The organism is Succinivibrio dextrinosolvens DSM 3072, from assembly GCF_900167015.1.
Taxonomy (GTDB): domain Bacteria; phylum Pseudomonadota; class Gammaproteobacteria; order Enterobacterales; family Succinivibrionaceae; genus Succinivibrio; species Succinivibrio dextrinosolvens.
Genome location: NZ_FUXX01000018.1, coordinates 1 through 24209 on the forward strand (window position 1 = coordinate 1; position 24209 = coordinate 24209).

General features: G+C 33.8%; 21 protein-coding genes. 13 read left to right on the forward strand and 8 right to left on the reverse strand.

Annotation, left to right across the window (positions count from 1 at the left end):
• Nucleotides 1-484: 484 nt before the first annotated feature.
• Nucleotides 485-769, forward strand: a complete 285-nt coding sequence (locus B5D46_RS06145) for a hypothetical protein (protein ID WP_078928713.1) — start codon at nt 485-487, stop codon at nt 767-769.
• Between the two features lie 104 nt (nt 770-873).
• On the opposite strand, the gene B5D46_RS06150 is transcribed toward B5D46_RS06145, so the two are convergent.
• Together B5D46_RS06150 and B5D46_RS06155 are read right to left on the reverse strand one after the other, a co-directional pair.
• A complete protein-coding gene (locus tag B5D46_RS06150) occupies nt 874-1272 on the reverse strand; it encodes a hypothetical protein (protein WP_078928714.1) in 399 nt (132 codons plus the stop codon).
• A 237-nt stretch (nt 1273-1509) separates the two neighbouring features.
• Nucleotides 1510-3000, reverse strand: coding sequence for a flagellar hook protein FlgE (locus B5D46_RS06155; RefSeq protein WP_078928715.1), 1491 nt, complete (start codon nt 2998-3000; stop codon nt 1510-1512).
• Between the two features lie 256 nt (nt 3001-3256).
• Between B5D46_RS06155 and queC the strand changes: the two genes are divergently transcribed.
• Nucleotides 3257-3967 (forward strand): 7-cyano-7-deazaguanine synthase QueC, encoded by a 711-nt coding sequence (gene queC / locus B5D46_RS06160; RefSeq protein WP_078928716.1) that lies wholly within the window; start codon nt 3257-3259, stop codon nt 3965-3967.
• Between the two features lie 89 nt (nt 3968-4056).
• On the opposite strand, the gene B5D46_RS06165 is transcribed toward queC, so the two are convergent.
• The 6 genes from B5D46_RS06165 to rsxA are packed head-to-tail and all read right to left on the reverse strand — an operon-like array spanning nt 4057 to nt 9807.
• On the reverse strand, nt 4057-4791 hold the full coding sequence (locus tag B5D46_RS06165; RefSeq protein WP_078928717.1) for an electron transport complex subunit E: 735 nt from the start codon (nt 4789-4791) through the stop codon (nt 4057-4059).
• Entirely contained in the window at nt 4791-5462 is a 672-nt protein-coding gene (locus B5D46_RS06170) for an RnfABCDGE type electron transport complex subunit G (protein ID WP_078928718.1), read from the reverse strand. Before B5D46_RS06170 ends, B5D46_RS06165 begins: the two co-directional genes overlap by 1 nt.
• Nucleotides 5462-6613, reverse strand: a complete 1152-nt coding sequence (locus B5D46_RS06175) for an RnfABCDGE type electron transport complex subunit D (RefSeq protein WP_078928719.1) — start codon at nt 6611-6613, stop codon at nt 5462-5464. Before B5D46_RS06175 ends, B5D46_RS06170 begins: the two co-directional genes overlap by 1 nt.
• Nucleotides 6614-6635: 22 nt before the next feature.
• Nucleotides 6636-8657: an electron transport complex subunit RsxC gene (gene rsxC / locus B5D46_RS06180; RefSeq protein WP_078928720.1), complete on the reverse strand. Its 2022-nt coding sequence runs from the start codon at nt 8655-8657 to the stop codon at nt 6636-6638.
• Nucleotides 8658-8659: 2 nt separating this feature from the next.
• Nucleotides 8660-9223, reverse strand: a complete 564-nt coding sequence (locus B5D46_RS06185; RefSeq protein ID WP_078928721.1) for an RnfABCDGE type electron transport complex subunit B — start codon at nt 9221-9223, stop codon at nt 8660-8662.
• Nucleotides 9220-9807 carry an electron transport complex subunit RsxA gene (rsxA, locus tag B5D46_RS06190; protein WP_078928722.1) on the reverse strand — a complete coding sequence of 196 codons (588 nt, stop codon included), beginning with the start codon at nt 9805-9807 and terminating at the stop codon, nt 9220-9222. Before rsxA ends, B5D46_RS06185 begins: the two co-directional genes overlap by 4 nt.
• 67 nt (nt 9808-9874) lie before the next feature.
• Between rsxA and nth the strand changes: the two genes are divergently transcribed.
• The 11 genes from nth (at nt 9875) to B5D46_RS06245 (ending at nt 24198) form a co-directional block, all read left to right on the forward strand.
• Nucleotides 9875-10519: an endonuclease III gene (gene nth / locus B5D46_RS06195; RefSeq protein WP_078928723.1), complete on the forward strand. Its 645-nt coding sequence runs from the start codon at nt 9875-9877 to the stop codon at nt 10517-10519.
• A gap of 309 nt (nt 10520-10828) precedes the next feature.
• The gene (locus B5D46_RS06200) at nt 10829-12364 is read left to right on the forward strand and encodes a phosphoethanolamine transferase (RefSeq protein ID WP_078928724.1); all 1536 of its coding nucleotides are present in this window, start codon (nt 10829-10831) and stop codon (nt 12362-12364) included.
• A 173-nt stretch (nt 12365-12537) separates the two neighbouring features.
• Nucleotides 12538-13404 (forward strand): TatD family hydrolase, encoded by an 867-nt coding sequence (locus tag B5D46_RS06205; protein ID WP_078928725.1) that lies wholly within the window; start codon nt 12538-12540, stop codon nt 13402-13404.
• Nucleotides 13405-13680: 276 nt separating this feature from the next.
• Complete coding sequence (locus B5D46_RS06210) at nt 13681-15351, forward strand: LTA synthase family protein (protein ID WP_078928726.1); 1671 nt, start codon at nt 13681-13683, stop codon at nt 15349-15351.
• Nucleotides 15352-15732: 381 nt separating this feature from the next.
• The gene (locus B5D46_RS06215) at nt 15733-16653 is read left to right on the forward strand and encodes a GNAT family N-acetyltransferase (protein ID WP_078928727.1); all 921 of its coding nucleotides are present in this window, start codon (nt 15733-15735) and stop codon (nt 16651-16653) included.
• A gap of 116 nt (nt 16654-16769) precedes the next feature.
• A complete protein-coding gene (locus tag B5D46_RS06220) occupies nt 16770-17897 on the forward strand; it encodes a hypothetical protein (RefSeq protein WP_143675616.1) in 1128 nt (375 codons plus the stop codon).
• Nucleotides 17898-18382: 485 nt separating this feature from the next.
• Complete coding sequence (locus B5D46_RS06225) at nt 18383-19483, forward strand: glycosyltransferase family 2 protein (protein WP_078928729.1); 1101 nt, start codon at nt 18383-18385, stop codon at nt 19481-19483.
• A 21-nt stretch (nt 19484-19504) separates the two neighbouring features.
• Nucleotides 19505-20521: a glycosyltransferase family 2 protein gene (locus tag B5D46_RS06230; RefSeq protein ID WP_078928730.1), complete on the forward strand. Its 1017-nt coding sequence runs from the start codon at nt 19505-19507 to the stop codon at nt 20519-20521.
• 381 nt (nt 20522-20902) lie between these two features.
• Nucleotides 20903-22075 (forward strand): glycosyltransferase family 4 protein, encoded by a 1173-nt coding sequence (locus B5D46_RS06235; protein ID WP_159443038.1) that lies wholly within the window; start codon nt 20903-20905, stop codon nt 22073-22075.
• A gap of 150 nt (nt 22076-22225) precedes the next feature.
• Nucleotides 22226-23143 (forward strand): rhamnan synthesis F family protein, encoded by a 918-nt coding sequence (locus B5D46_RS06240; RefSeq protein ID WP_078928732.1) that lies wholly within the window; start codon nt 22226-22228, stop codon nt 23141-23143.
• 188 nt (nt 23144-23331) lie between these two features.
• Nucleotides 23332-24198: a glycosyltransferase family 2 protein gene (locus tag B5D46_RS06245; RefSeq protein WP_078928733.1), complete on the forward strand. Its 867-nt coding sequence runs from the start codon at nt 23332-23334 to the stop codon at nt 24196-24198.
• The last annotated feature ends 11 nt before the right edge of the window (nt 24199-24209 follow it).

A 24209-nucleotide genomic window follows, 5' to 3' on the forward strand; every position in this document is an offset into this window, starting at 1 on the left:
TAAAAATAGAGATAATTGTTCCATGGTTTTCTTGTTTAATTCTTTGATTTTGAACACATTAATTATATTAAACAGAAAACCATAAATCAATTAATTCCTTTCAAATCAACCACATTTCAACCTTTTCACAAAAATCCAATTTTACGGATAAAACAATTGCAAAATATCAGAATAAAGCTCCGTATATTTTATTAACACATTGATCTATATATCAAATTTTTAAAGAACTTTTTATGCTGAACTAATTCAGCAACGGATCGCAACTGGTAACAGTTGCATATCCTTTAATTTATGAGGATCCTAGAATAAATTTCTTAAGATCCTAGGTATGATTAAATTTTTAACCTTTTGACTTTTTGTAAAAAAAATTAATAAAAAATGCACGATAATCACATTATTGGGATTAACTTCTTGATACTACGTGTTTTTGACCTAATCTTCAAATACATGAATATGATTTTGAGTGTATGTGTGGGTGATTATCATGAAAGGCTTGGTTATTTGTGTTGCTGCAGTGATTATGTCTGGCTCTTCCTATGCTGCAACACTGTTCGAAAACAGTGGAATGTCTTTTAGTTCTGATTACCATGTTTATACAGAGATGAATAACGAGAAATATTCTGAAACTGGTTTTGCTCAGAATCAGTCTTTTCTTCAGTTTGATCTGTTTGGCGTAAACAGTATCATTTCAAACTGTGATTCAAATGGTAACTGTCTGGTTCAGAAGAGTGATAAGTCTGAGAATCCGGAGATTAAGTCTATTAACTGATCTCATTATTGTACGAGCTACACATATCTAACTTCATCGACAATAAAGGCCAGGGAAGAGTTTTGGCCTTTTATATTGGTAATCTTTAAATATAGAATATCTTACTAGTTTATAGTCTCGTTCTTTAAGCTTCTATCGATTGCAATCTTCAGGTTAGTAACCCAGGTATTGTATCGATTGTGGATTTCATTTCTAGCTCTGTTTTCAAGTAATCCAAATGACTCAACCAGGCTGATTGTGTAATTTGACTTATCAAAATCAATTCTTACTGTGGCTGCTACGCTGCTTTTAACCATCTTAGCTTCTACAGCAGTACCAGAAACCTGAGTAACATCCCAATCATAGGCTGTACAGCCGTTCTTGATTGCAGACTGAACCTGCTTTGTAGTAAGTCCCGCAGGAATTGCTCCGCCAGGGGTCATAATAGGCTGATGTTTGTAGGCACAACCAACAAGAGTAATAGCACATAAAATGTAGGTGATGATTTTATATAAAGATTTCATAAGAACCTCATTGTGAATTTTATATAACCACTATGGTATGTAGTACTCATGACATTTTAAGGTTAAATAGTTAGATTCATAGTATTGAGTATATTTTTTGTGAAATGTGCGTTAGTTATTTTTCAAAAAGCCGTAGAGGATCTTAGATTGGAGTGAATCTGATTGGGGTAGAACCTTAAAAAGGCCTCACTTGTGAAAGTGAGGCGAACTATCTAAAAGAGAAACTTGAGTTACTTATTATCTAATGCTTAGGATTGAGTCCATTGCAGTATTCTGTGTCTGCAGAGCCTGAGCATTTGCCTGATATGTTCTCTGTGCAATCAGAAGGTCAACCAGTTCTGATGCCAGTTCAACATTTGACAGCTCAAGGTTTGCGCCCTTGATTGCACCTGCCATACCAACGTTTGCTTGAGCAGCAGTAGCTTCACCTGAGTTAATGGACTGTTTCCACTGGGTATCACCAATCTTGATTAAGCCCTGTGGGTTTGAGAATGTGGCCATCGCAACTTTTGAAATTGGCTGTGTTCTACCATTGGTATACGCAGCAAGGATAATACCGTTATCATCTACCTCAACATTTTCCAGAATACCAGTTGCATAACCGTCAGTACTTACACTTGTTACAGAAAACTTGGAGCTTCCGTACTGGGATAGATCCAGCTGAATATTCAGATCCTGTGATGGATCAACACCGCTTCCCATTGCGGAAGATAATGAATATGTTGCTCGATCACCACTCTTATATTTTTCTGATTTGATGTTGGTTATATTAATTGATCCTGGTATTTGTCCTGTTATATCTCCAGTGGTTTCATCTGTAACTAGAGAGCCGTTTGATGCAAAAACTAACTGAATTCCATACAGAGTTGGATCCTTTGGATAAATTGAGGATGATGTATCTGTAATATTGAATTCAGCTCCGCCATGTACATCAACAGGAGAACCATCCACATACAGAACTACATTCCATACAGTTGCATCAGGTGTATCTAAGACTCCTGTGAGAGGATCTGATGTTGTTGATGGATTTGTATGATCCTTTTGGAAATAGTATGTTAATGTATGGGCTCCGCCAAGAGAATCATAAATGGTCTGTGAAGTAGCTGCGGTATAAGTTTCTGAATTATTTGGATCAAAACTCGTCATTGCAGATGTTGTAGATTTGAAATCAGCAGCATATTTTCCATGTGCTTCTGCCTTTGCAGGTAGATTTGCAATCAGCTCTGCTTTAGATGATTGTTTAGGAGCACCTGTATCAGATGGGATCTTAATTGCATGTGTTGACATAATATCCAGATTGGTAACATTACCATCCTTGTCTACATCGTATCCCTGCAGATAATCACCCATAGCTGTCACAATGAAACCATCCTTATTCAGCTCAAATGCTCCGTTACGGGTATATGAACGGTCACCGACCTCACTGGTGGTATCATAGTTTTCATTGTTGGCAAGAACAAAGAAACCGTTGCCGCTGATTGCCATATCAAGGTTGTTACCAGTATCACCGGATAGAGAGCCCTGAGTGAACTGCTGGGCTACGGTAGTTGTGGTAACACCCATACCGGTTGCAGTCTTGGCACTGGTGAAAACGGAATTTGCGTAAATATCGGCAAACTCGGCACGTGACTTCTTAAAGCCGTAAGAGTTTGCGTTAGCAATGTTATTAGAAGTTGTATCAAGATACTTCTGTGAACCTCTAATACCTGAAATTGATGTATTAAACATAACGTTTCTCCATTTAATTTAGATAGATTTTATTTTTTTCTCTCTGAGCTTTTTTATGCTTATGTGGCTTATAGCCTTATTTTTAGTTACTAAATAGCAAAAGCTGTGCCAAATAAAAATATGTAAATATCTATCTGAAAAATAAGATTTTTATTTTATAAAACCATACGTTTTGCCACTTGTGGCAATGCTTTTTAATAAAAATGATTACTGTTTTGCCGGTATTAACTAGTAAAATAATGGGAGGAGATTGATTATGAAAAAAGCTTTAGTTGTATTTTCCGGTGGACAGGATAGCTCAACCTGCCTTTATTATGCGGTTAAGAATTATGATGCGGTTTATACTATTGGTTTCAAGTATGGGCAGCGACATGAGATTGAGCTTAAGTGCAGACAGGAATTTTTAGAAGCATTAAAGAGTTTTGATAAAGAAGCCAAAGACAAGCTTATTGAGGATAAGGTTGTTGATATGATGGCTTTAAAGACTCTCACCAACTCTGCGCTAACAAAAGAGAGTGGGGAATATGTAATGGATGAGAAGAACTCACTTCCTACATCATTTGTGCCTGGCCGTAACCTTATATTTCTCTGTTATGCGGCAAGCTATGCCTACAGTGTAGGCGCTGATACCATTATCTCAGGTGTTGGGCAGGCAGATTATTCAGGATATCCAGACTGCAGAGAGTCTACTCTTAAGGCTATGGAGACAGCTATAAACCTTGGAATGGAGAGTAATATAAAACTTCTATCTCCTCTGATGCATCTTACAAAGGGGGAAACCTTTAAACTTGCATATGATTTAGGCGGGGATGATTTTGTAAGAATGATTGTAGAGAAAACTCATACCTGCTATGAAGGCAGCCATGATGTTTTGCATGCATGGGGGTATGGCTGTGGAGAGTGTCCCTCATGTCTTTTAAGAAAAAGAGGATATGAGGATTATCTGAAACTAAGAGGAAAGCTGTAACTCCTTTTGTCTATACAAATGAGACGTCATATGACGTCTCGATATACCCTTACAAAAACAAATCTAATTATCCAGTTCAAATACTGCTATCAGTTCTGAATTGACTTGATCTTAAAGCTGTTCTCTATCTTGTGACGCTTGAAGTTCTGCATGAAATTCTTAAGTGCAATCATAAAAGCCAGTACAAAGAATCCTCCTGGTGGAAGAATAGCTACCATCAGAGTGTAGTCTGATTGAATAAAGCTGCATTCAAGTGCTTCTCCAAAGCTTCCAAAAAGCTTTGATGCTCCCATAAACAAGGTTCCCTGACCTACAATTTCACGAACCGCACCTAGTACAAATAAAACAAGACCAAAGCCAATACCGGTTCCTACGGCATCAGCTAATGATAGTAATGGTCCGTTACGGCTTGCAAAAGCTTCTGCTCTGCCCATGATGATACAGTTGGTAACAATCAGGGCAAGATAGATTCCAAGCTGTGAATTCAGGTCTGGGAAATATGCCTCTATATAGAATTTTACAACTGTAACTAAGGTTGCAATGAAGAGTACATAGATAGGAATTCTAACCTCTTTGAAAATAAATCTGCGAATAAGTGAAATAATCACTGAGCTGGCACATACAACTATAAGAGTAGCAAGGCCAAGACCGATTGCAGATACAGCAGAGGTTGTAACAGCAAGAAGAGGGCAGAGACCTAACAGCTGACAAAGACCTGGATTATTGGACCAGATTCCTTCAAACAGGATTTTTAATAGTGACGCTTTAGTTGAAATTTTAACTTTCTTTTTTGTACCTTCAACATTATCAATCTTGTTTGTCATTACTTCACCTTACATTTCTTGAGTGAGTAGATATCAATAGACTCTAATTCTTTTAACGCTTTGGAGGTAGCAATTACAGTTGCTCTTGAGGTAACAGTTGAGCCTGTAATAAAGTCAAAGTCGCCACCGTTCTTTTTTACATCCCAGTTTGCATCAGAAAGAGAATGTCCTGACAGCTGATCAAGAAAATCTCCATGATCTCTATCAACCTTATCTCCTAAACCAGGAGTTTCCTGGGAAAAATAGATATCGGTTTTATAGACTTTTTTATCAGCAGTAAATCCACCAATCATAATCAGCGGATCAGAGTAGCCTAATGATGTTGAATAGGTCAGAACATAGCCTTTGATTTCAAGATCCTTTGATGCAACATAAATTTTCTGATTATGTCCGACATTTTTACTTTTGGGAATTGAATAGCAGGTGAGCCTGATGTTGTTTCCCTGAGCCTCATCCGGCAGGAGCATACTGATTTTTGCCTTGAGACCTGAGTTCTTGTTGTTCTCTCGTAATTCCTCTGTGCTCTGTGCTGTATACATGATCAGACCAACACATAATGATGAGACAAATGCAAGGCTTAAGCCTGACAGAATAGCTCTGGCATTTCTTGAAAACTTATGCTGTTTTTCTTTGTTATTAGAGTTCAGAACTGTTTCAATATTCTTATTCATTATTGAAATCCTCCCTTTATATAACCTACGCCATAAGGTCTTCGAGAGGTTAAAACATCAATTAAAGGTGCGCATGCATTGCCAAGAAGTACAGCGAATGCAACTGCATCTGAGTATGAGCCGAAGGCTCTTAGAATTACGATTAAGAATGCAACAAATATAGAGAAGTATATTCTTCCTCTGGATGTACCTGCATTGGTAACCGGATCGGTAATAATAAAGAAGGCTGCCAGCATGGTACCGCCAAAGAGCAGTCCATCTTCAAGCGGCAGGAAGTTTCCTGGGAAGTAATGATTCAGTACCCACTGGAATAAGGCAAATGCAGTAAAGAATGCTACTACCATGCGAAGGATAATAATCTTAAAGGCAAAGAGAATCATACCGCCTATGATATATGCTACAGCCAATGCAACATAGGCTTTGTAGTTTCCTAAGGTAAAGTCGTGACCTGGCAGCAGATCAAGAGTAGAGGTTTTACGTGCTGACTTGATATTCTCAAGGTAGGTAGCACCTGAGAAACTGTCAACAATTGAGCTGATACTTAAATCATTGTCATCTTCATGAGAGTTCTCTGAAAGGTTCAGTCCTTCAACAAGATTTCTAAGATTAACTGGATCTGCCTTTTCAAAAATAACCTTTTCTGTTGCTGACATGGTTGCCTGAGTATAGGCGGCAGGAGCTGGTACAATCCAGGAATTACTCATTGCGGCAGGGCATGAGATAACTATAAAGATAAAGCCTGCCATGGCAGGATTGAAGATGTTATGTCCAAGACCGCCGAATACAGATTTAACCACAATGATTGCAAACACAGTTGCTACAACGGTGTAATAGCACTGCAGCAGTGGAGGAAGTGTAAATGCAAGAATCAGTGCGGTAACTGTAGCTGAGAGATCGCCAACAGCTATTGACAGCTTGCGATGACGCAGCAGGGCAACAATGGTCTCACAGATAAGCGCTGTAATTTCACAGATTAGAAACTGCCAGATAATGCCGTAGCCAAAGTAATAAACCTGAACACATAATGCAGGCAGCAGGGCAAAAATCACACAGCCCATAATCAGCTGAGTGGTCATTTTGCCTTTTAGGTGAGGTGCAGTTTCTGTACCTAGAGTATTTTTTACTACACCCTGTGACTGAGTAATATTCATAATAAAGATCTTCTGTTAATTCTTATATTATCTTTTTGAACGTAATGTTTTTTTTCCTGAAAATATCCGGAAGAATATTAACTTCTTTCTTATCCTCCTGAGCTGACATCAGTACAGAAGGAATAACCTTTTTAGGCTCAGGATTATGTAGTCTGTCATCTGGAGGTAGTCCAACCAGTTTTGGCTCTGCAGTCTCTGTCTTTGCTGCCTCATGGTAGGTTACAGTTAACTCTTCAAGTCTTACGGTAGCACCTTTCTTTAGAGCCTGTGGTAGAATCTTCTTCTCCTCAAGCTGTGCATTTGCTACCTGCTGTTCAATTGTATTTTCAGGTATCTCACTGACTGCTGCAGGTTTTTCAATGTGTCCCTGATGCTTGGCAATAGCAATTGCCTTATCCTGATTATCTTTCAGTCGCTTGATGTTGGAGGCGTCATCCACTCCAGCCTTAGCCTGCTGCTGTTTCTGCGCAAGAATAGCCTCCTTACGCTCACGAGCTTTTGCTTTTGCCTCCTCTAAGGCCTTTGCGCGTGCAACTGCAAGCTCCTCTGGAGTCATATTTGCTTCGGCTTCTTTCTGCGCTTTGATTCTGGCAAGAGCTGCTTCCTTCTTTGCCTGTCTTTCTAATGCTTCAGCCTTTAATCTTTCCTCTTTTTGCTGCATTCTCTGCTTTGCAATCTGATTACGTCTTTCTGCATCACGAATGTGCATTTCAACAGCCTGTTCATATCTGAACTGCGAGGTCAGAGGTATGTAGGATGGACATACATAGGCACAGGCTCCGCACAGAGTGCAGTCTCTGATTCCTGCCTTAAGACATGCTGCGTGATTCTTTGCCTTTGATTGGTTGTACATCTGATATGGAACCAGTCTGCTTGGACATACACGGGCACAGCGACCGCAGCGAATACAGTTTGACTGCTGCCTTAATAAAGGTATCTCATTTACTGTTGGGGCCAGAATACAGTTTGCACTCTTGGTAATAGGTACATCAATAGTTGGCAGGGTAAATCCCATCATTGGTCCGCCAAGAATAATTCTCTGGTGAAACTCGGGGTAAAGATGGCAGTTGCTTAAAACAAAGCGCACGGAGGTTCCAAGACGAACTCTTACGTTGCCAGTCTTCTTCATGCTCTGACCTGCAACTGTAACCACACGTGAGATTACTGGTATTCCGTCAACAACTGCCTCTTTTACAGAAAGTACAGTACCAACATTATTTACAACGATACCGCACTCTGAGGTATGTACTGAATAAGGTATCTCAATACCTGTGATAATCTTGATAAGATTTCTTGCCGCACCTGATGGATACTTGGTTGGAATTACTCTGATATCTGCAATGCCATCACAGGCAGACTGCATGGCTGAGATGGCATGAGGCTTGTTATCCTCAATGGCAACAATAGTAATCTTTGGATTCAGAATCTTTTTGATAATCTTAATACCAAGGGCAATATCAGATGCCTGTTCCTGCATGATGCGATCATCACAGGTAATTACAGGTTCACATTCTGCTCCGTTGATAATAAGAACATTGCAGCCGGTCTTAGAATCTTCCAAAGCTGATTTTATCTTAAAGTCTGTCTGGAACTGAGCTCCTCCAAGACCTTCAACACCGTAGTTATGGATTCTCTCTAAAAGTTCTCTGCTGGATTTAAGCTCCCAGTCTTTCATTGGCTCAAGATCGACACTTTCATCATTGCCGTCCGGCTTGATGGTGATGCAAAGTCCTGTGTATCCGCTTGGATGAGGAAGAACTTCTTTTGAAATTGCGTTAATTGTACCTGATGTAGAGGCGTGTACTGGAACTAATCTTCCTGAAGCTCTGGTTAGTGGCTGTCCTTTTTTGACATGATCTCCAACATTAACTAGGATCTCTCCATCCTTACCCAGGTGACGGTCAATTGGAATACATATAATTGATGGAAGTCCAAGATCTTCAATTTTACAATCTGAAGTATCCTTCATTTCTTTTGGCTTGATGCCGCCAAAGAACTTCCAGATTTTTGCTTTAATTATTTTCTGTAACTGATTTGAGGCCATAATTAACTACCAGTCTTGATTTGAACTGAGTGTATATTCCAGTTGAAATGAGATAAATCATGGTCAAGACGAATCTTTTCAATACATTTCTCTGGGCAGGTATTAATACATTCATCACAGCCGATACATATATCAGGATCGACCATATGAGGCTCTTTTAAAATTCCGGCAATAGCATCGACAGGGCACTTGCGTTTGCATTTTCCACAGCCGGTACAGCTGTTTTCATGAATGTAGGCTACAAGACGAGGTGAGAATAACTGCTCCTCATAGTCCTCATATGATGCATTTGTATTTCCAATCATGGCGCCAAGCTGCTTTGCAACATCAGCACCGGCAGGACGACACAGATTAGGTGCAGCTTTCTTTTCACTTAATGCTTTAGCATAGGCTGAACATCCTGGGAATCCGCACTGACCGCAGTTGATTCCTGGCAAAAGCATCTCAATTCTTTTTTCTGCGCTGTTCTCTTTTTTATCGGCCAGAGTTGACAGATAGGAGAGAATTAAACCTAATAGCAAAAGTACAGCAGCTAAAATCAGAATAAACTTAATTTCAATTATCATGCTGCACTCCCTGCAAAACCTGCAAAGCCCATAAATGCAAGTGACAAGAGACCTGCGGTTATAAGTGCAATAGCTGTATTCTTAAATGGTTCTGGAACATCGGATATAGCTAGTCTTTCTCTTATTGCTGCAAAGAGTGTTAATACCAGTGTAAAACCGGTGCCAGCACCTAAAGCAAACACACAGGCCTCTGAAAATGAAAACTGAAGGGAATTCTGTAAGAGAACAAGTCCTAAAACTACGCAGTTTGTAGTAATGAGCGGCAGGTAGATTCCAAGTGCGTTATACAGATCATAGGATATAAATCTGATTGCAATTTCCACAAGCTGCACGGTAAGAGCAATGATTACAATATCCATAATAAGGTCAAGTGACTGCAGATTGAATGGAATCAGAACCAGTGAATTTACCGCATAGCATCCCATTGATGTCATTAGCAGCACAAAGGTTGTAGCAATTCCCATTCCGAATGCAGCAGAGATTTTGTTGGAGACACCTAAAAAAGGGCACAGTCCTAAAAATCTGACCAGCACAAAGTTATTAACAATTGCTGCACCAAAAAATAAAAACAATAAATGAGTCATGATTTAAAATATAAAGGCAGTACAAATTTGTAATAAAGATATGATACCGCAAAGAGATTGATATTTCATGAAAAAAACTATTAGTTTGTTATCTTCTCACGATAGATGTGAGATTCTGCAGATATTAAGTGAGTGTTTTCCAAATCCTAAATCAGAGCTTGTATTTAATAATCCTTACGAGCTTTTATGTGCGGTGATTCTATCTGCACAGGCAACTGATGAGTCGGTAAACAGAGTTACGCCGTTACTATTTGAAAAGGCTCCAACTCCTGAGAAAATGATCCTGCTAGGCGAGGATGGAATCGCATTGATTGTAAGGACAATTGGTCTGTGGAGGGCAAAATCACACAATATTTATGAGATGTCAAAGATTCTTGTAGAGAAGTTTGAAAGTACTGTTCCCTGTACTTATGAAGAGCTGATTTCTCTACCAGGTGTTGGTTCTAAAACTGCCAAGGTGGTTATGAATGTTGCCTTTGGTCTTCCTACGGTTGCTGTGGATACCCATATCTTCAGAGTATGTAACCGTACGGGATTTTGTCCTGGTAAGAATGCCAAAGAGGTTGAGGATAAGATTGTTCCTCTTATAGATGATAAATATCTTGTAAAATCTCATCATCTGTTGCTGCTTCACGGCAGATATGTATGTAAGGCAAGAAATCCTATGTGTGAGGAGTGCCGGATAAAGGATTTGTGTATAAAGAGGATGTAAGATTAGATGGTGGGGATAGCGCTGGAAAATCATACTAGGAAATAATTTTTTTTAGAATTTTAGTACTCCCCAGTATCATTAGGAGTATATTTTTTTGCATTATCTGACATGTAACCTTGGATAATTTCAAATGTTCCTTTTCGTATGGAATTTCAGAAAGAGTTGATTATTGAAAGTATCTTTGTGGTATCTCTGTTTCCTGGATGATGTCTGTGATATTTAAAATCCGCAGACAATATGGAAAAACTTTTTTTTTGCTGTATGATACGCTAAGTTTTGATTATTTAATTTTACTAAGGTTTCTCTGAAATGTTCTTAACTGCAGATAAGAATTCTTTAAAAGATAAGAAGTATAAAAGTGTTATTAAAATCATTATTCTTATTCTAAGTTCTTTTTTTTGTGCCTGGGTATTTCAGTACATCTGTTTTGGAAGACCTACCTTTATTATTTCTGCTTTCTTTTTCTGTCTGATATTAAGCTTCTATGATGCTTCAAGATTAGGTCTTAATATTTTTACTCTTTTATTATCTCTGGTTTATCCTGCAGCTAAGGTGTTTGGCAGTGGAGTTGTACAGACTGCTGCTCTGGATGTAGTTTTAACCACTAATTTTGAAGAGACAGTCGGTTTTCATGAGGTTCTTCCTTTATACCTGTTGCTGCAGGGCGGAGTAATCTTTGTCGTATATCTGCTGCTGATTATCTTTAATAAAAAGTTATCTATAAATTTATCTGGAATAAAGAAGATTTATCGCTGTCTTCTAACTGCTGCTGCCTGTATCTGTGTTTTTATTTATGGTTATAAGGCTTTTGAACCACGTGTAAGTGAAATGATTGAAGCCTACAGCTTTATTGTGGATGAAGAAGAACCTAAAGCGACCGATTTTAAGATCCTTTCTCAGACTTCAAAATATGACAATTATGTTGTTATCATAGGAGAGTCCATGAGATCAGACTTTATGTCTGCATATGGATTCCCCGTGGATACTACTCCTTTTATTAAAAAGATGAATAAGCACTATATAAGTAATTTCATCTCTCCTGCTCCTAATACTACTATTTCTGTACCAAGATTCCTCTCTTTAACTGTTGAGGGAAAACTTCAGGATAATAACAATGCTGTTACTATGGCAAAGCTGGCAGGCTTTGATACTCACTGGATTTCTTCTCAGGGATATTCTGGTATTTCCTGCTCATCAGCAGGTCGTGTAGCCAGATATGCAGATAGTAAGAGTTTTGTTCCTGTACAGAATGACTTTGTTCTTTTACCTCTTATTGAAAAAACTCTAAAGAATAATCATAAGAAGGTTATCTTTGTGCATATTGTTGGATCTCACGAGAATCCATGTTCAAAACTATTTGGATATCCTAATAGCTATAAGTACAATGTAGGCAAGGTAATGAACTGTTATCTTGCAACATATAACAAGACTGATGAGCTTGTCCAGAAGGTTGCAGAAATGCTTAAGGAATACTCAAAGTCCTATTCACTGGCTTATTTTGCCGACCATGGTTTGAACTTTGTTGAATCTTCCGGCGGTTATAAAATCTTCAGGGATCCAGAGATTAAGCAGAGTTATGACGTGCCATTCTTTGTAGTAGCCTCTGATATCAATGATAATCAGGAATATAAGGTTACAAGATCAGCCTTTAATATGATTGATTTCTATGCATCCTGGTTTGGAGTTAAAACCAATCTTACCCGCGATGATTATGATATTTTCAGATCTGAAAGTGATTCAAATCCTCTTGTTGCTGATTATGAGAATGCCTTGAATCCATATAATGAGAAACATGATGGTATCAGGGCAACAGATGTTTATCAGAAGATGACCGAAGCTAAATAACATTTTTATTTAGTTGTCTGGATTGTGGATTATTTAGATTCAATAACAAATTGGTTTACTCTCTTATTAGGTCTTATAAGAGATTAAACTTTTTTGTCCAATTACTCAATAGTAGGCTATTGGTTAATTAGTTATAACATTGCGATTTGTGATTATTTATTTTGGAGCCTAATATGACTTTTCTTGTGGACTCTCACTGTCATCTTGCAAGCTTATCCCTAGAGGGTAAAGCTTCTAACAATATTGATGAGACTATTGAGAGAGCAAGACGCTGTGGCGTAAGTCATTTCCTTTCAATTGCCTGCACATCAAAAGAGTTTGAAAAGAATCTTGAGATTGCAAAGAATTATGACAATATTTATCTAGGCTGCGGTATTCATCCTTTAAATCTTGAGGATGAGCCTGACTGGACAGATGAAAGATTAAAGTCTAATCTTCTATCCTCTGATAAGGTTATAGCAGTAGGGGAAACTGGTCTTGATTATCATTATGCTGCAGAGACTAAAGATCTTCAGATTGCCTCCTTTGTAAGACATATTGGTATTGCTCTTGATGTAAAAAAGCCTCTGGTTATTCATGCCAGAGAGGCAAAAAATGATACTCTGTCTATCTTAAAAGCTGAAAATGCACGTGATGCAGGTGGCGTAATCCACTGTTTTACTGATACCGTGGATATGGCAAGAGTCTGTCTTGATTTAGGTTTTTATATCTCCTTTACAGGAATTGCTACCTTTAAGCCTAGCGATAATGTCAGAGAGGTTGTTAAATATGTTCCTCTTGATAGAATGATGGTGGAGACAGACTGTCCTTATCTTGCACCTGTGCCTGTAAGAGGAATTGAGAATGAGCCTGCTTTTGTACGCTATACTTTAAAGTATATTGCTGATTTTAAAGGCGTATCAGAAAAGGAACTTGCTAGAATAACTTCTGAGAACTTTGAGAATTTATACAATTTAAAACTATCAGATGTTGAAAAGTTAGGCATTGAGGTGTCGAGCTACAAGATTGAGAAGATTATGGATAGGGAGTTTGAGAAGTAGTGTATTTGAGGAATATTGTTAGATTATTTTGAAAGCTTGTTTGGTAGAAACGAGGGAGCAATAAAAGAAATATATTATATAAAAGTAAGGTTATTAAAATTTCTTAACTGCTTATGGAAAGTCACTTCAATATACGTTCAAATAAATCTTCATCAATTTCTCTGATAGCATTATGGGGTAGAAAAACACTTGTCCATCTAAAGGATACTCACTTTTTAATTAATTGAAATATAAATAAACTAAGAAATAAACTAAGAAATAAACTAAGAGATTTTTATGAAGATTTTTGAGTCCTTAAGGATTCGATTACTGATAAGTATGTTTATTGTGATTCTGTATTTTGGAATCGCTCTTGATTTTTCATTATCAAAGCTTTTTATAAGTCATGTAGATGAAGCAACATCTTTCTCCTCTGACTTTAAGAGACTCGTAATCTATTTTTTACTGATTTTCTTATCTTTTATATTTCTAAATAAAAAATATCGCTTTTTTGTTTTCCCTTTTTATCTTGTATGGACTATACAGTTTTTAAACTTCTCCAATACAGGTGTATTCCTAAGTCCTTTAACTATTGAGAATCTGGGAGAATACAGTTCCATAGGACTTGGTCTGATTTTAAAATTTGTTTATCTGTTTATATTAAGTCTTGCTCTTTTTGTTTATCTTTTAGTTGTAATGCCAAAAATAAGATTATCATGGAACTGGAAGATTAGTGTTTCTGCATTTTTATTTTTAACTTTATTTATTTTCTTTTCCGTAAGATCAAGTTATCCTGTAGCTCAGTTTGTTAACAGCTTCTACATTGTTTATTTAAATAATTACGCAGAGATTGAACGAAACAATGGAGAGCACTTCTTGAAGAGATTTGTTAATACTTTTAATGCTAAAGGAATTGAAAATCCGATTAATCCTAAAAATGAGAAACTTAATCTTATTATTATTTTCACAGAAGGCTTATCAGATAGAGTAATCTCTGAGGCGTTAACTCCTAATCTGTATAAGTTACGACAGAACAGTCTGTACTTTGAAAACTACTATAATCATACTGCTCCTACATTCAGAGGTCTACGTGGCCAGCTTATTTCAGGCTTTGTTCGTGCAGCAAATTCTGATGTGAATACTATGTCTCAAAGACGTCTTGAACTGACCTTCAAAAACTCAAGTGAATCTTTGCCTTCTATTTTTAATGATAATCATTATGATACTGTATTTTTAGGTCCACATCAGTCGGATGATAAACTGTACTTATACATGAAAGTAACTGGTTTTAGAAATATACGCTCTTCGAATGATTTTCATACTTCTAACGAACACAATTCTGAGTTGACAGACCATGATATCTTTAATTTTCTTGCAGAGATTATCGATGAAGAAATGAGAAATGATAATCATTTCTTTATTTCAATGTATAACGGTGAAACTCATCATGGCATGATAGTTAAAGAGCATATCTATGGTGACGGTGTGAATGATTATTTCAATAAGTTCCATAATTTCGATTTCTGTCTTGGGAAATTCATAGAGAGATTTAACGAAAGTAAAGTCAGTGATAATACAGTTTTGGTTATTACAACTGATCATAGTACCTATGCAGTCCCTTTATTTGAAGATTCATTTCGATTTAAAACCAATACAAGATCATTGTTTGTAGATAAAATTCCTTTTATTGTGTATAAAAAAGGTGTAACTGTTAATCCTCTTATTTTCAATGCTCATGGAAGAAATTCTCTTTGTCTTGCTCCAACCTTACTTGATTTAATGGGGATGGATGGTATTAAGCATCATTTTCTAGGGACTTCTTTGTTTGATGAAAATGACTCCGAGCTTGAACATTTATCTATTATTGGTGCTGACAGTGTGGAAACATCTGAAAATGAGTATCATGATACTAAAATAAGGGAAGACCACGAGAGACTGCTTAAGGATTTTTGGGGCTTTTCTGGCTAGCTTGTATTGATATCATGTATATTAATTACCTGATTTTATTAACTATTTACTGATATGCTAAATCTATTTCTTATGGAATACTTGGAATAATGAAAATCATAAGACAGTTAAAGAATAAGAATTTTGTTTCCCTATAAAACAGTCTATCGTTTTCTTGCGCTGATTATTAACATAATGGTTTTATACTTCTTTTCAAAGAAAATTCTGTTTACGGATAAGTTATTCGTATCAGTTCAAGGAAATTTCCTAAACAATGTTCTGTTGATATTTTGTTTATTAATGATCAGCTAGATATGTACCAAGATATCATTATTTGATAATGAAAAGTTTTTTGAATTTTATCTATACCACCACAAAAATAGAAGCAGAGGTATTCGTTAAATGTATCTTCGAAATTTAGAATTAAAAGATGCAGACTTCATGTTAGAGTGGATGCATGATGAAGATGTTGTGAATCAACTTAAAGGGAATTTTCTTTCTAAAACAAAATCTGATGTTATAAAGTTTATCGAAAGTTCTAAAGATACAAGTAGTAATCTTCACCTAGCAATTTGTTCGGATTCTGATGAATATATGGGAACTGTAAGTTTAAAGAATATTGATCAGAAAAGAAAAATTGCAGAATTTGCTATCGCAGTCAGAAAGAAAGCGATGAACTGTGGTTATTCATGGTTTGGAATGGACTCTATTATAAAGAGAGCTTTTGATCTTCTTGATCTTGAATGTGTTTATTGGTGTGTTTCAAAAAATAATAATAGAGCACTAAGTTTTTATAATAAGCATAATTTTCATGAGGTTTTTGATATTCCTGAAGATGTTATAAACAGATATGATAAGTCTGATGGTTTGAAATGGTATTCTGTTTTAAAAGGGGATGTTTTGACTAATGTAAAGTCAATTGTTGGTTGCAAGATAATAAAAATCAACACTGTTTCTTCCTTAGGTATAGGTGAGCTTTCTTTTTTCGATGACAATAACGATATTAACTTTAATATAAAACGAATCTACTATATTTCTAAGGTTCCAGAAGGTTCTCGTAGAGGGTTCCATGCCCATAAAAATCTAAAGCAATTGTTGTTTTGCCCTTATGGAAGAATACAGTTGATATTGGAAAACGAATTAGGAAGAAAGGAAGTTGAACTTTCTGATCCTTCAGTTGGTGTTATTATAGAAAAAACGACATGGAGAGAAATGATCTGGCTCCAAAAGAATTCTGTTTTATGTGTTGCAGCTTCAGATTATTATGATGAAAAAGATTATATTCGTGATTATGATGAATTTAAAAAATATCTGCATTTATAAAAAAATATAATTTGATTTACAGATGTGTTCTTTTGGTTAACTAATATTAAAAGAGATTGTTTTTTTTGTCTACTTCTATATACTCAGGATTGTTATATTTAATTTTGTGAATTTGTATGATTGATAAGTATTACTTTTCATTTTTTGAAAAATGTGCGAATACCTCTATTGTAATTATGCTTTTTGTGCATATTTTTGAGTGTTCCACCTTTTGTTTAAGCTTTAGTACAGCATCATTTGATTTGTTGCTATTAATTTCTAGAGTCGTAATGGTTTTATCATTTTTGAGCATTGAATATCTCAGTGGTTTTAAAACAAAACGATTAGCTTGTTTTATTATTTTTATTGTTTTGTCTGTTTTATTTCATTTATATGCTGACACATGGAATTTGTTTGATTTCTTTTTCCTGCCATTGTTTTTTTCTAATTATTTTTCATATAATAAATTGATAAATATCATTTTTTATACTTTTGTTGTTTCAATTCTGTGTGTTATTTTTCTCTTCTCTATTAAGTTAATTCCAACCGCTAATTATCATAGAGGTTTTATTTTAAGACGTAGTTTGGGGTTCGGTCATCCTAATACTTTGGGCCTAATGTTAATGCTTGTTTCGATGGTGTTAGTGTTAAAAGCCCGGATGATATCATTTTGCATAAAGTTGCTATTGTTCTTTTTTGCTATTTTTATTTTTGTAATTCCTAATTCATATACGTCAGGAATTCTCGTTTTATTGTTACTTCTTTTAGTGTGTTTTATTGAGAACTTTGAAAAGAGTTTAAGAAAAGTTAACAATGATGCAACTTTTCTGTTATTTGTATTATTCCTGATAGCTTTAATTTCACTTGTTTATCTAGTTGCGTTTACAAATATTTTTAGAGACCTTTTTGTTAGCTTACCTGGTTCATCATGGGCTCGATTTGAATTAGGAAGAGATGCTTTTTATAAATATGGACTCTCTTTATGGGCACAAAACATTCCGATTTCTGACGATCCTGCTCATTATCTTATTATTGATTGTACCTATTTTAATATTCCGATTGTTAAAGGAATAATTCCATTTTTTGTATATATGGGGGTGTATATTTTTTCAGTAAGAGATTGTATTAAATATCAAAATGTTAGATTATTTATTATTCAATGTATTGTACTCATTTATGGAATCTCGGAAAATTTTCTTTATTATCCTATCTTTATGTTCATATTTTTGGTTAATAAAAATAGTAATCAGGAAAAATATTCATAGCGTATAAAATAAAAGATGATTCTGTTAATTAGTGAATTTCTCTTTAATGATAGCTGTTAACAAGCGTTATGTTATTTTATATTTAGTTTTTGTATCAGCAATCAACAATGCGGATATTTCAAACTAACAAAAGAGTTTAACTATTTTTGAGTGGTAATCTATAAGGGCTGTTTTAATTAATTATTTTTATAAGGTCAAATTGAATATATTTATAACTTGAAATTATATTATTTATGCTATCCTTCTCTGATTACAGGCCTCTTAAAGAGGAATAGAAGCTATATTCTTAATCAATAAGTTATTGTACAAAAATCTTTTAAGTTATCCTTTTTCTGCTAATCACTTTTTATTAATGTGTTTTTAGTGAATAATTATTCTTGACAGGAAATGTAATTTTGTTTTAATTACTTTATCTTATTATCTGGTTTAACCTGAATTGTCAGATTTTTTTTCATATTACTCTATTCTTTATTGTGTTACTTTGAATGCGTTACTCAAAAATAACTTTTGTTTGTCCTTGCTATAATCACGAAAAATATGTTTTATTTTTTTTGAAAAGTTTGATTGAACAGACTGAGAATAATTGGGAACTAATTATAATTGATGATTTTTCCTCTGATAAAAGCGTAGAGCTTATTAATTCAATACAGGATAAAAGGATTACTCTATTAAAAAATTCTTTTAATATGGGAATCAATGCTAATGTTTCTCGTGGTATAAGCCTTGCTAAAACAGATATTATTTCATTTGTTGCTTCAGATGATATTCTTCTCCCTAATTATGTAGAGACTGTTTTAGATGTTTTCAATAATACTGATGTTGATGTTTGTTATTCTCCGTTGAAACATATCGATCAGAATGGAAATATGATAAAGTCTGAGAATTCTCTTCCGTATTCTTGTACTGAATTTCAAATTCTTGAAGGTATGTTTTTGCAAGGTAATTTGTTACCCTCTCCTGGTATGGCTTTTAAGAAAAGTGTATTCCTTCCTTATTTACCTTTAGACATAAGTATGCTCCAGTATTCAGACTATCAGATGCATTTGTATGTTTTGATTTTTCATAAAATAAAAATGTTGAGAAATGCTATTGTCTTGTATCGTGTTACCGGAAATAGTACTAGTAGTCGTTCAAAAGCAGTTATTTTAAGAGAAAAAATTGAAACCAAAAAGTTGATGGATACTTTTGTTCGTCTCTTTAGTAATAATTTAGAACTTTTTTATGAAGTTTTTGGAAATAATCCCGTGGTTGTTGGAAATAATGTTACTACGGAAACAATTAATTATTGGCTAGGAAGAATTGCTTTATCATCAAGCAATAAGGAAAGACAGGATTGGGGACTTTCAATTATTATGGATTTTATTGCTCAAGAAGAAAATTTAAAACTTCTGCATTCTCTTTATAACTTTTCTTTTAAAGATTATTTAAAATTATCTGAAAACGTTTTATCTAAGAGCCCCCTTTCTGACGAAGAAAAAAAAATAAAAAAATATAAATCCAAACTTAAAAGGTTACAATTTACTTTCTTTTGTTTTGTGATTATTTTTTTTATTCTATATTTTTTTTATATATTAAATTATGCGTGATTTGTAAAGGAAAAATTCTGAATGATCAAATTTTCAATTATTATGGCAGCCTATAACGCAGAATGTTTTATTGAGAAGGCAATAAAAAGTGTTTTGTCTCAATCATATAGTAATTGGGAACTTGTAATAGTTGATGACGGTTCTACAGATAGAACTGCTGAAATTATTGACTATTATGCAAATCTTGATAATAGAATTGTAGTTAGACATGTTAAGCATAAGGGAACAGCTTCTCATGCAAGAAACTGTGCACTTGATGTTGTTTCTGGAGATTATATTCAGATTTTAGATGCTGATGATTTGTTCCAGAATGATCTTTTAGATAAATATTCTAATAAATTAAATCAGGAGCAGGTTGATATATTGGCTCCTGATTTAATATATTTTTCTGACAACAAAACAGATAATGTCATTTGGAAAATAGTCCCTCCTCAAAATAACTATAAACAGTATATAAGTGGAGGAGAGCTTTCTTTTGATTTATCTTTAGATTGGCAATTACACGGTTTCTTTGCTGTTAAACGTTCTCTTATTGATGAAATAAAATATGACACTAACGCATTAAACGGAGATGAATTTACTACTAGAAAACTATTTTATTATTCTAATAAAGTTGGTTTTGTTGAATCTGTTTATTTTTATAGACAAAACTTAAGTAGCACGACAAAAAATATTAATAATGAATTAAAAATGTACGAATGTCTCATTACTAGTTTTAATTTATATAAATTTACCCTTGAGAATAACATGAGTAAAAAAATTCTGAAAAAGAGTAAGAAAATGCTTGTTACATCTTTTTGGGGCTTTGCAAGAAAACTCTACGAATACAATGGAAACAAATATTCCGATGGTTTTATTCGTGCAGAGTCGATATTAAAAAATACTTTTCAAATAATACCTTTTTCATTTTGGAATTTGTTTCATTTTAAGAAAAGAGTATTTATGTACTTAAGTTTCAATAACTATAATATCTTTAGGTTTGAGTTAATATTTCTTTCTTATTTATCAAAAAAACTAAATAAAAGATTCTTGGAATAGATGTTATTTTGTCAATTTCTGGATGACAGTTCTGATTATTTATTTGTCAAAATAATGTATAAGTATGGAATTTACTGAGAATAATATAGATATATTCTCGGTATATTTTTTAACAGCAGTTGTTCTATTTGTGCCAGATTGATTTTTATCTCTATTTTCATTTTCTATAGCTCTTATTTTATGTTTAAGAATTATATTAGATTCAAAAGTTTTTAATGTTTAATCTGTGTTCAAGTCAAATAATCCTTAGTGAATCTTCAAACTAATGAAAAAACAAATAATTGACTGTAGACTTAAAATAATTCTCCTTTTAATCATTTAATCATGAGCTCTTTTTTATTAGTATATTAGTAAAAGTTTTGTGTTCAATTGGAATATATTGTGAATAAAAAAATTCTATTGGTAAGTCATGAATTGTCTTTAACTGGAGCACCTCTTGTTTTACTTAGAGTTGCAACTATATTAAGAAAAAAAGGTTTTTTGATAGATCTTTTTTCATATAAGTTTGGTGCTTTGAAATCTAATTTCGAAGATTTAGGAATACAGGTTGCAGAGATTAGAGACAGAAGTAGATTTTTAATTCAAATTTCACGAAAACAACTCTCCTCATACGCTTTGATCATTTGTAATACTGTAATGACATACAAGGCTGTAGATGTTTTTCAACGATATAACATTCCTGTTATTTGGTACATTCACGAATCATCAATATTTTTAGAGAAATTGATTGATGAAAAAAGAGAAGTGGAGCCTATTTTAAGAAACTTTTATAACATTTATACGGTTTCTGATTATACGAAAAAATGTCTAAGCAAATACAATAATAATTGTAAGGTTATTAATAATTGTGTTGAAGATTGTTTTTGTGGTTATTCCCCAAAAAATAATAAAATAAGATTTGGATTTATTGGATCGATTATCAAAGAAAAAGGTGTGAATTCTCTTATTGACGCTTTTCTTAGACTTAAAGAATGCTGTGATAATATTTCTTTATCCATTGCAGGCAATTATGAAAATGAATTCGGATTGAAATTAAAGACTGCTATAAGTGATAAAAAAGAAATAAAATGGCTTGGTCCTGTAAAAGATAGAGCAAAGGATGAATTTTTTTCTAGTATAGATATTTTGTGTGTTCCTTCTGATGAAGAGTCGTCTTCCTTAGTTCTATTTGAAGCTGCTTCAAGAGGACTTGCTGTTATTGCTACAGAAAAAAATGGAGCTTGCAGTATAATTAGAAATAGGTTGGACAGTCTTGTAATTCCATCCAATGATTGTGAAAATTTATATAATGCAATGTTATGTCTGGTAAAAAATCCAAATAAGGTTGATTATATGAAAAAAGCAATGAGAGAGAATTATCTATCATGTGCTACTATCGACATATTTCAACAAAATCTTTTAAAAATGGTAAATGATAATATTGATAATCTCCCTGTGGTTAGCAATCCTCTGTATCTAGAAAGATTTAAAATATTCCAACAAATAAGAACATCTTCAGGCTTTAGAGATTATTATTTTTGTGAAAAAAAATTTTTTTCAATTAAATTAAAGTAGTTAAGTCTTGTCTATATTTCAATATAATTTTTATTTATAAAGGGAATACAATTTAGTCTATTAATCGTTAGAGAATGTTTCCTTTGCGTGCTAATGGAGCTTATTTTCAACCTATTTTTTTTGGGTATTTTTGTGGGATGTTGAGTTTATATGTCAGAAAAAGTGTTGGTCGTTGTACATATATTTTACCCTATATTATGGAGGCAAATAAAACACTGTATTTCTAATCTAGATAAACTTTATATAGATTACGATCTGGTTGTATCTATTCCTCAAGAGCTCAATTCTTTTTCAAAAAATATATATACATTTAATAATAGGGCTGTTGTTATAGTATCGGAAAATGTCGGATATGATATCTGGCCATTTATAAAAGTGTTAAATAATGTTGAGCTTGATAATTACGATTATATTATTAAGCTTCACACAAAAAGGGGCAAAGGATTTGAAGTAAGTTCAATTCGAAATAAATATTATTTTATGGGGAGTTCATGGCGAAATTTACTTATTTCTTTCATTAGTAATAAATGTAATCTAAAAAAAACTTTTTTAGCTTTTGAAAATGATCCATTATTGGGTATGGTTAATAATGGAAAGCTCATTGATGTAAACGAGATTTCTTGTAAAGATGAGCATTTTTCGTTTTGTGCCAAAAAGGCGATTGAGTGTGTGAATAGGCTCATAAAATATGATTCTGAGTTTGTCGAGTTTGTTGCTGGCAGTATGTTTATTTGTAGGGCAAAACTTTTTAAACCTTTACAATCTTTTAATTTTCAGTTAAAAGACTTTTCGAGCGCAAATCGTGATGAAATTGACGATTTAGCACATGTATTAGAACGAGTTTTCGGTGGAATAATATCAGCACAAGGATATAAAATTTCTGATCCGTATAGCACTCTTACTGATAATGTCTTGTTTTTCTTTTATTCTCAATTTTGTAGGTTTTTATCATTAAGAGCAGTAAAGAAGATAATTCGCTTCATTTTTAGAGTTGATGGCTGTTATAACGAGGATAAGATTATTAGAATCTTTAAGATTAAGGTTTTTAAAATAAAAAAAAGATTATAATTTATATTAACAAAGTATTGCTTTGAGCTATTATAGGATTGTTTTGGTCTATCTGTGATAACTTTTTTAGGCAAGTACATGTTAAACTAATTGTGTTGCAAGAAAATTTCATATTCTGTATTCGTTTCTCTTTAGCTTTTTTTCTGCAGAATATGATTTAAGTAAAGTATTTGCAGATGAGATTGTAAATGTTACCCAAAATAAGTGTAATTGTTCTTAGCTATAACTATGAGACTTACATTAAAGATAATCTTCAAAGCTTATTGAATCAAACTGATACCGATTTTGAAGTTGTTGTTGTTGACGATGGTTCAAATGATAGTTCTTGTGATGTAATAAATTCTGTAATTTCCCAAAATAAAACTTCAGTAAAGATTAGTTTTTATTGCCATGAAAATCATCAGAATAAGGGCATAATAGAATCTTATAAATTAGCTTTGTCAAAATGTAACTTTGATTATGTTGCTTTTTGCGAATCTGATGATTACTGGCATCCGGATTATATTAGGAATTTAAAATCTACTATCGAAGAATCTAAATCTTCTTTTATTGCCTGTAAAATTAGTTGTGTAAATCAGTCTTCTAATGAAAAATACGATGAGTTTGTAGAGCATTGTAATAAAAGATTGGCAAAAATATCTTCATCTAATCAAAATGTTTTTAGATATCTGCTACGAGGAAATACTATTCCAACTTTTTCAGCTGTTTGTGTAAGAAAAAAAGTGCTTTTAGAATGCGATTTTAATACTTTTTACCCTCCATATTTAGATCTCTGGTTATGGCGACAGATTGGAATAGAGCATAAGATTGCTTTTAGTACAGGTTCAGTTTGTTACTGGAGAAAACATGATTTATCATATGATATGATTAGTCATTTATCCGAACTTCAGGCTTTTTTTATTGCTAACAATGAATTGTTAATGAATAAATATTCAAAATGTAAGTTTACTAATTTCTTATTTAGATTTATTAGAAAGCATTTTTCTCAGAAAATATACCTTAAATGTCAGAACAGAGTTTTAAGTCGCATAAATAAAAGGATTTTAAATAATTAATGAGATGTTAT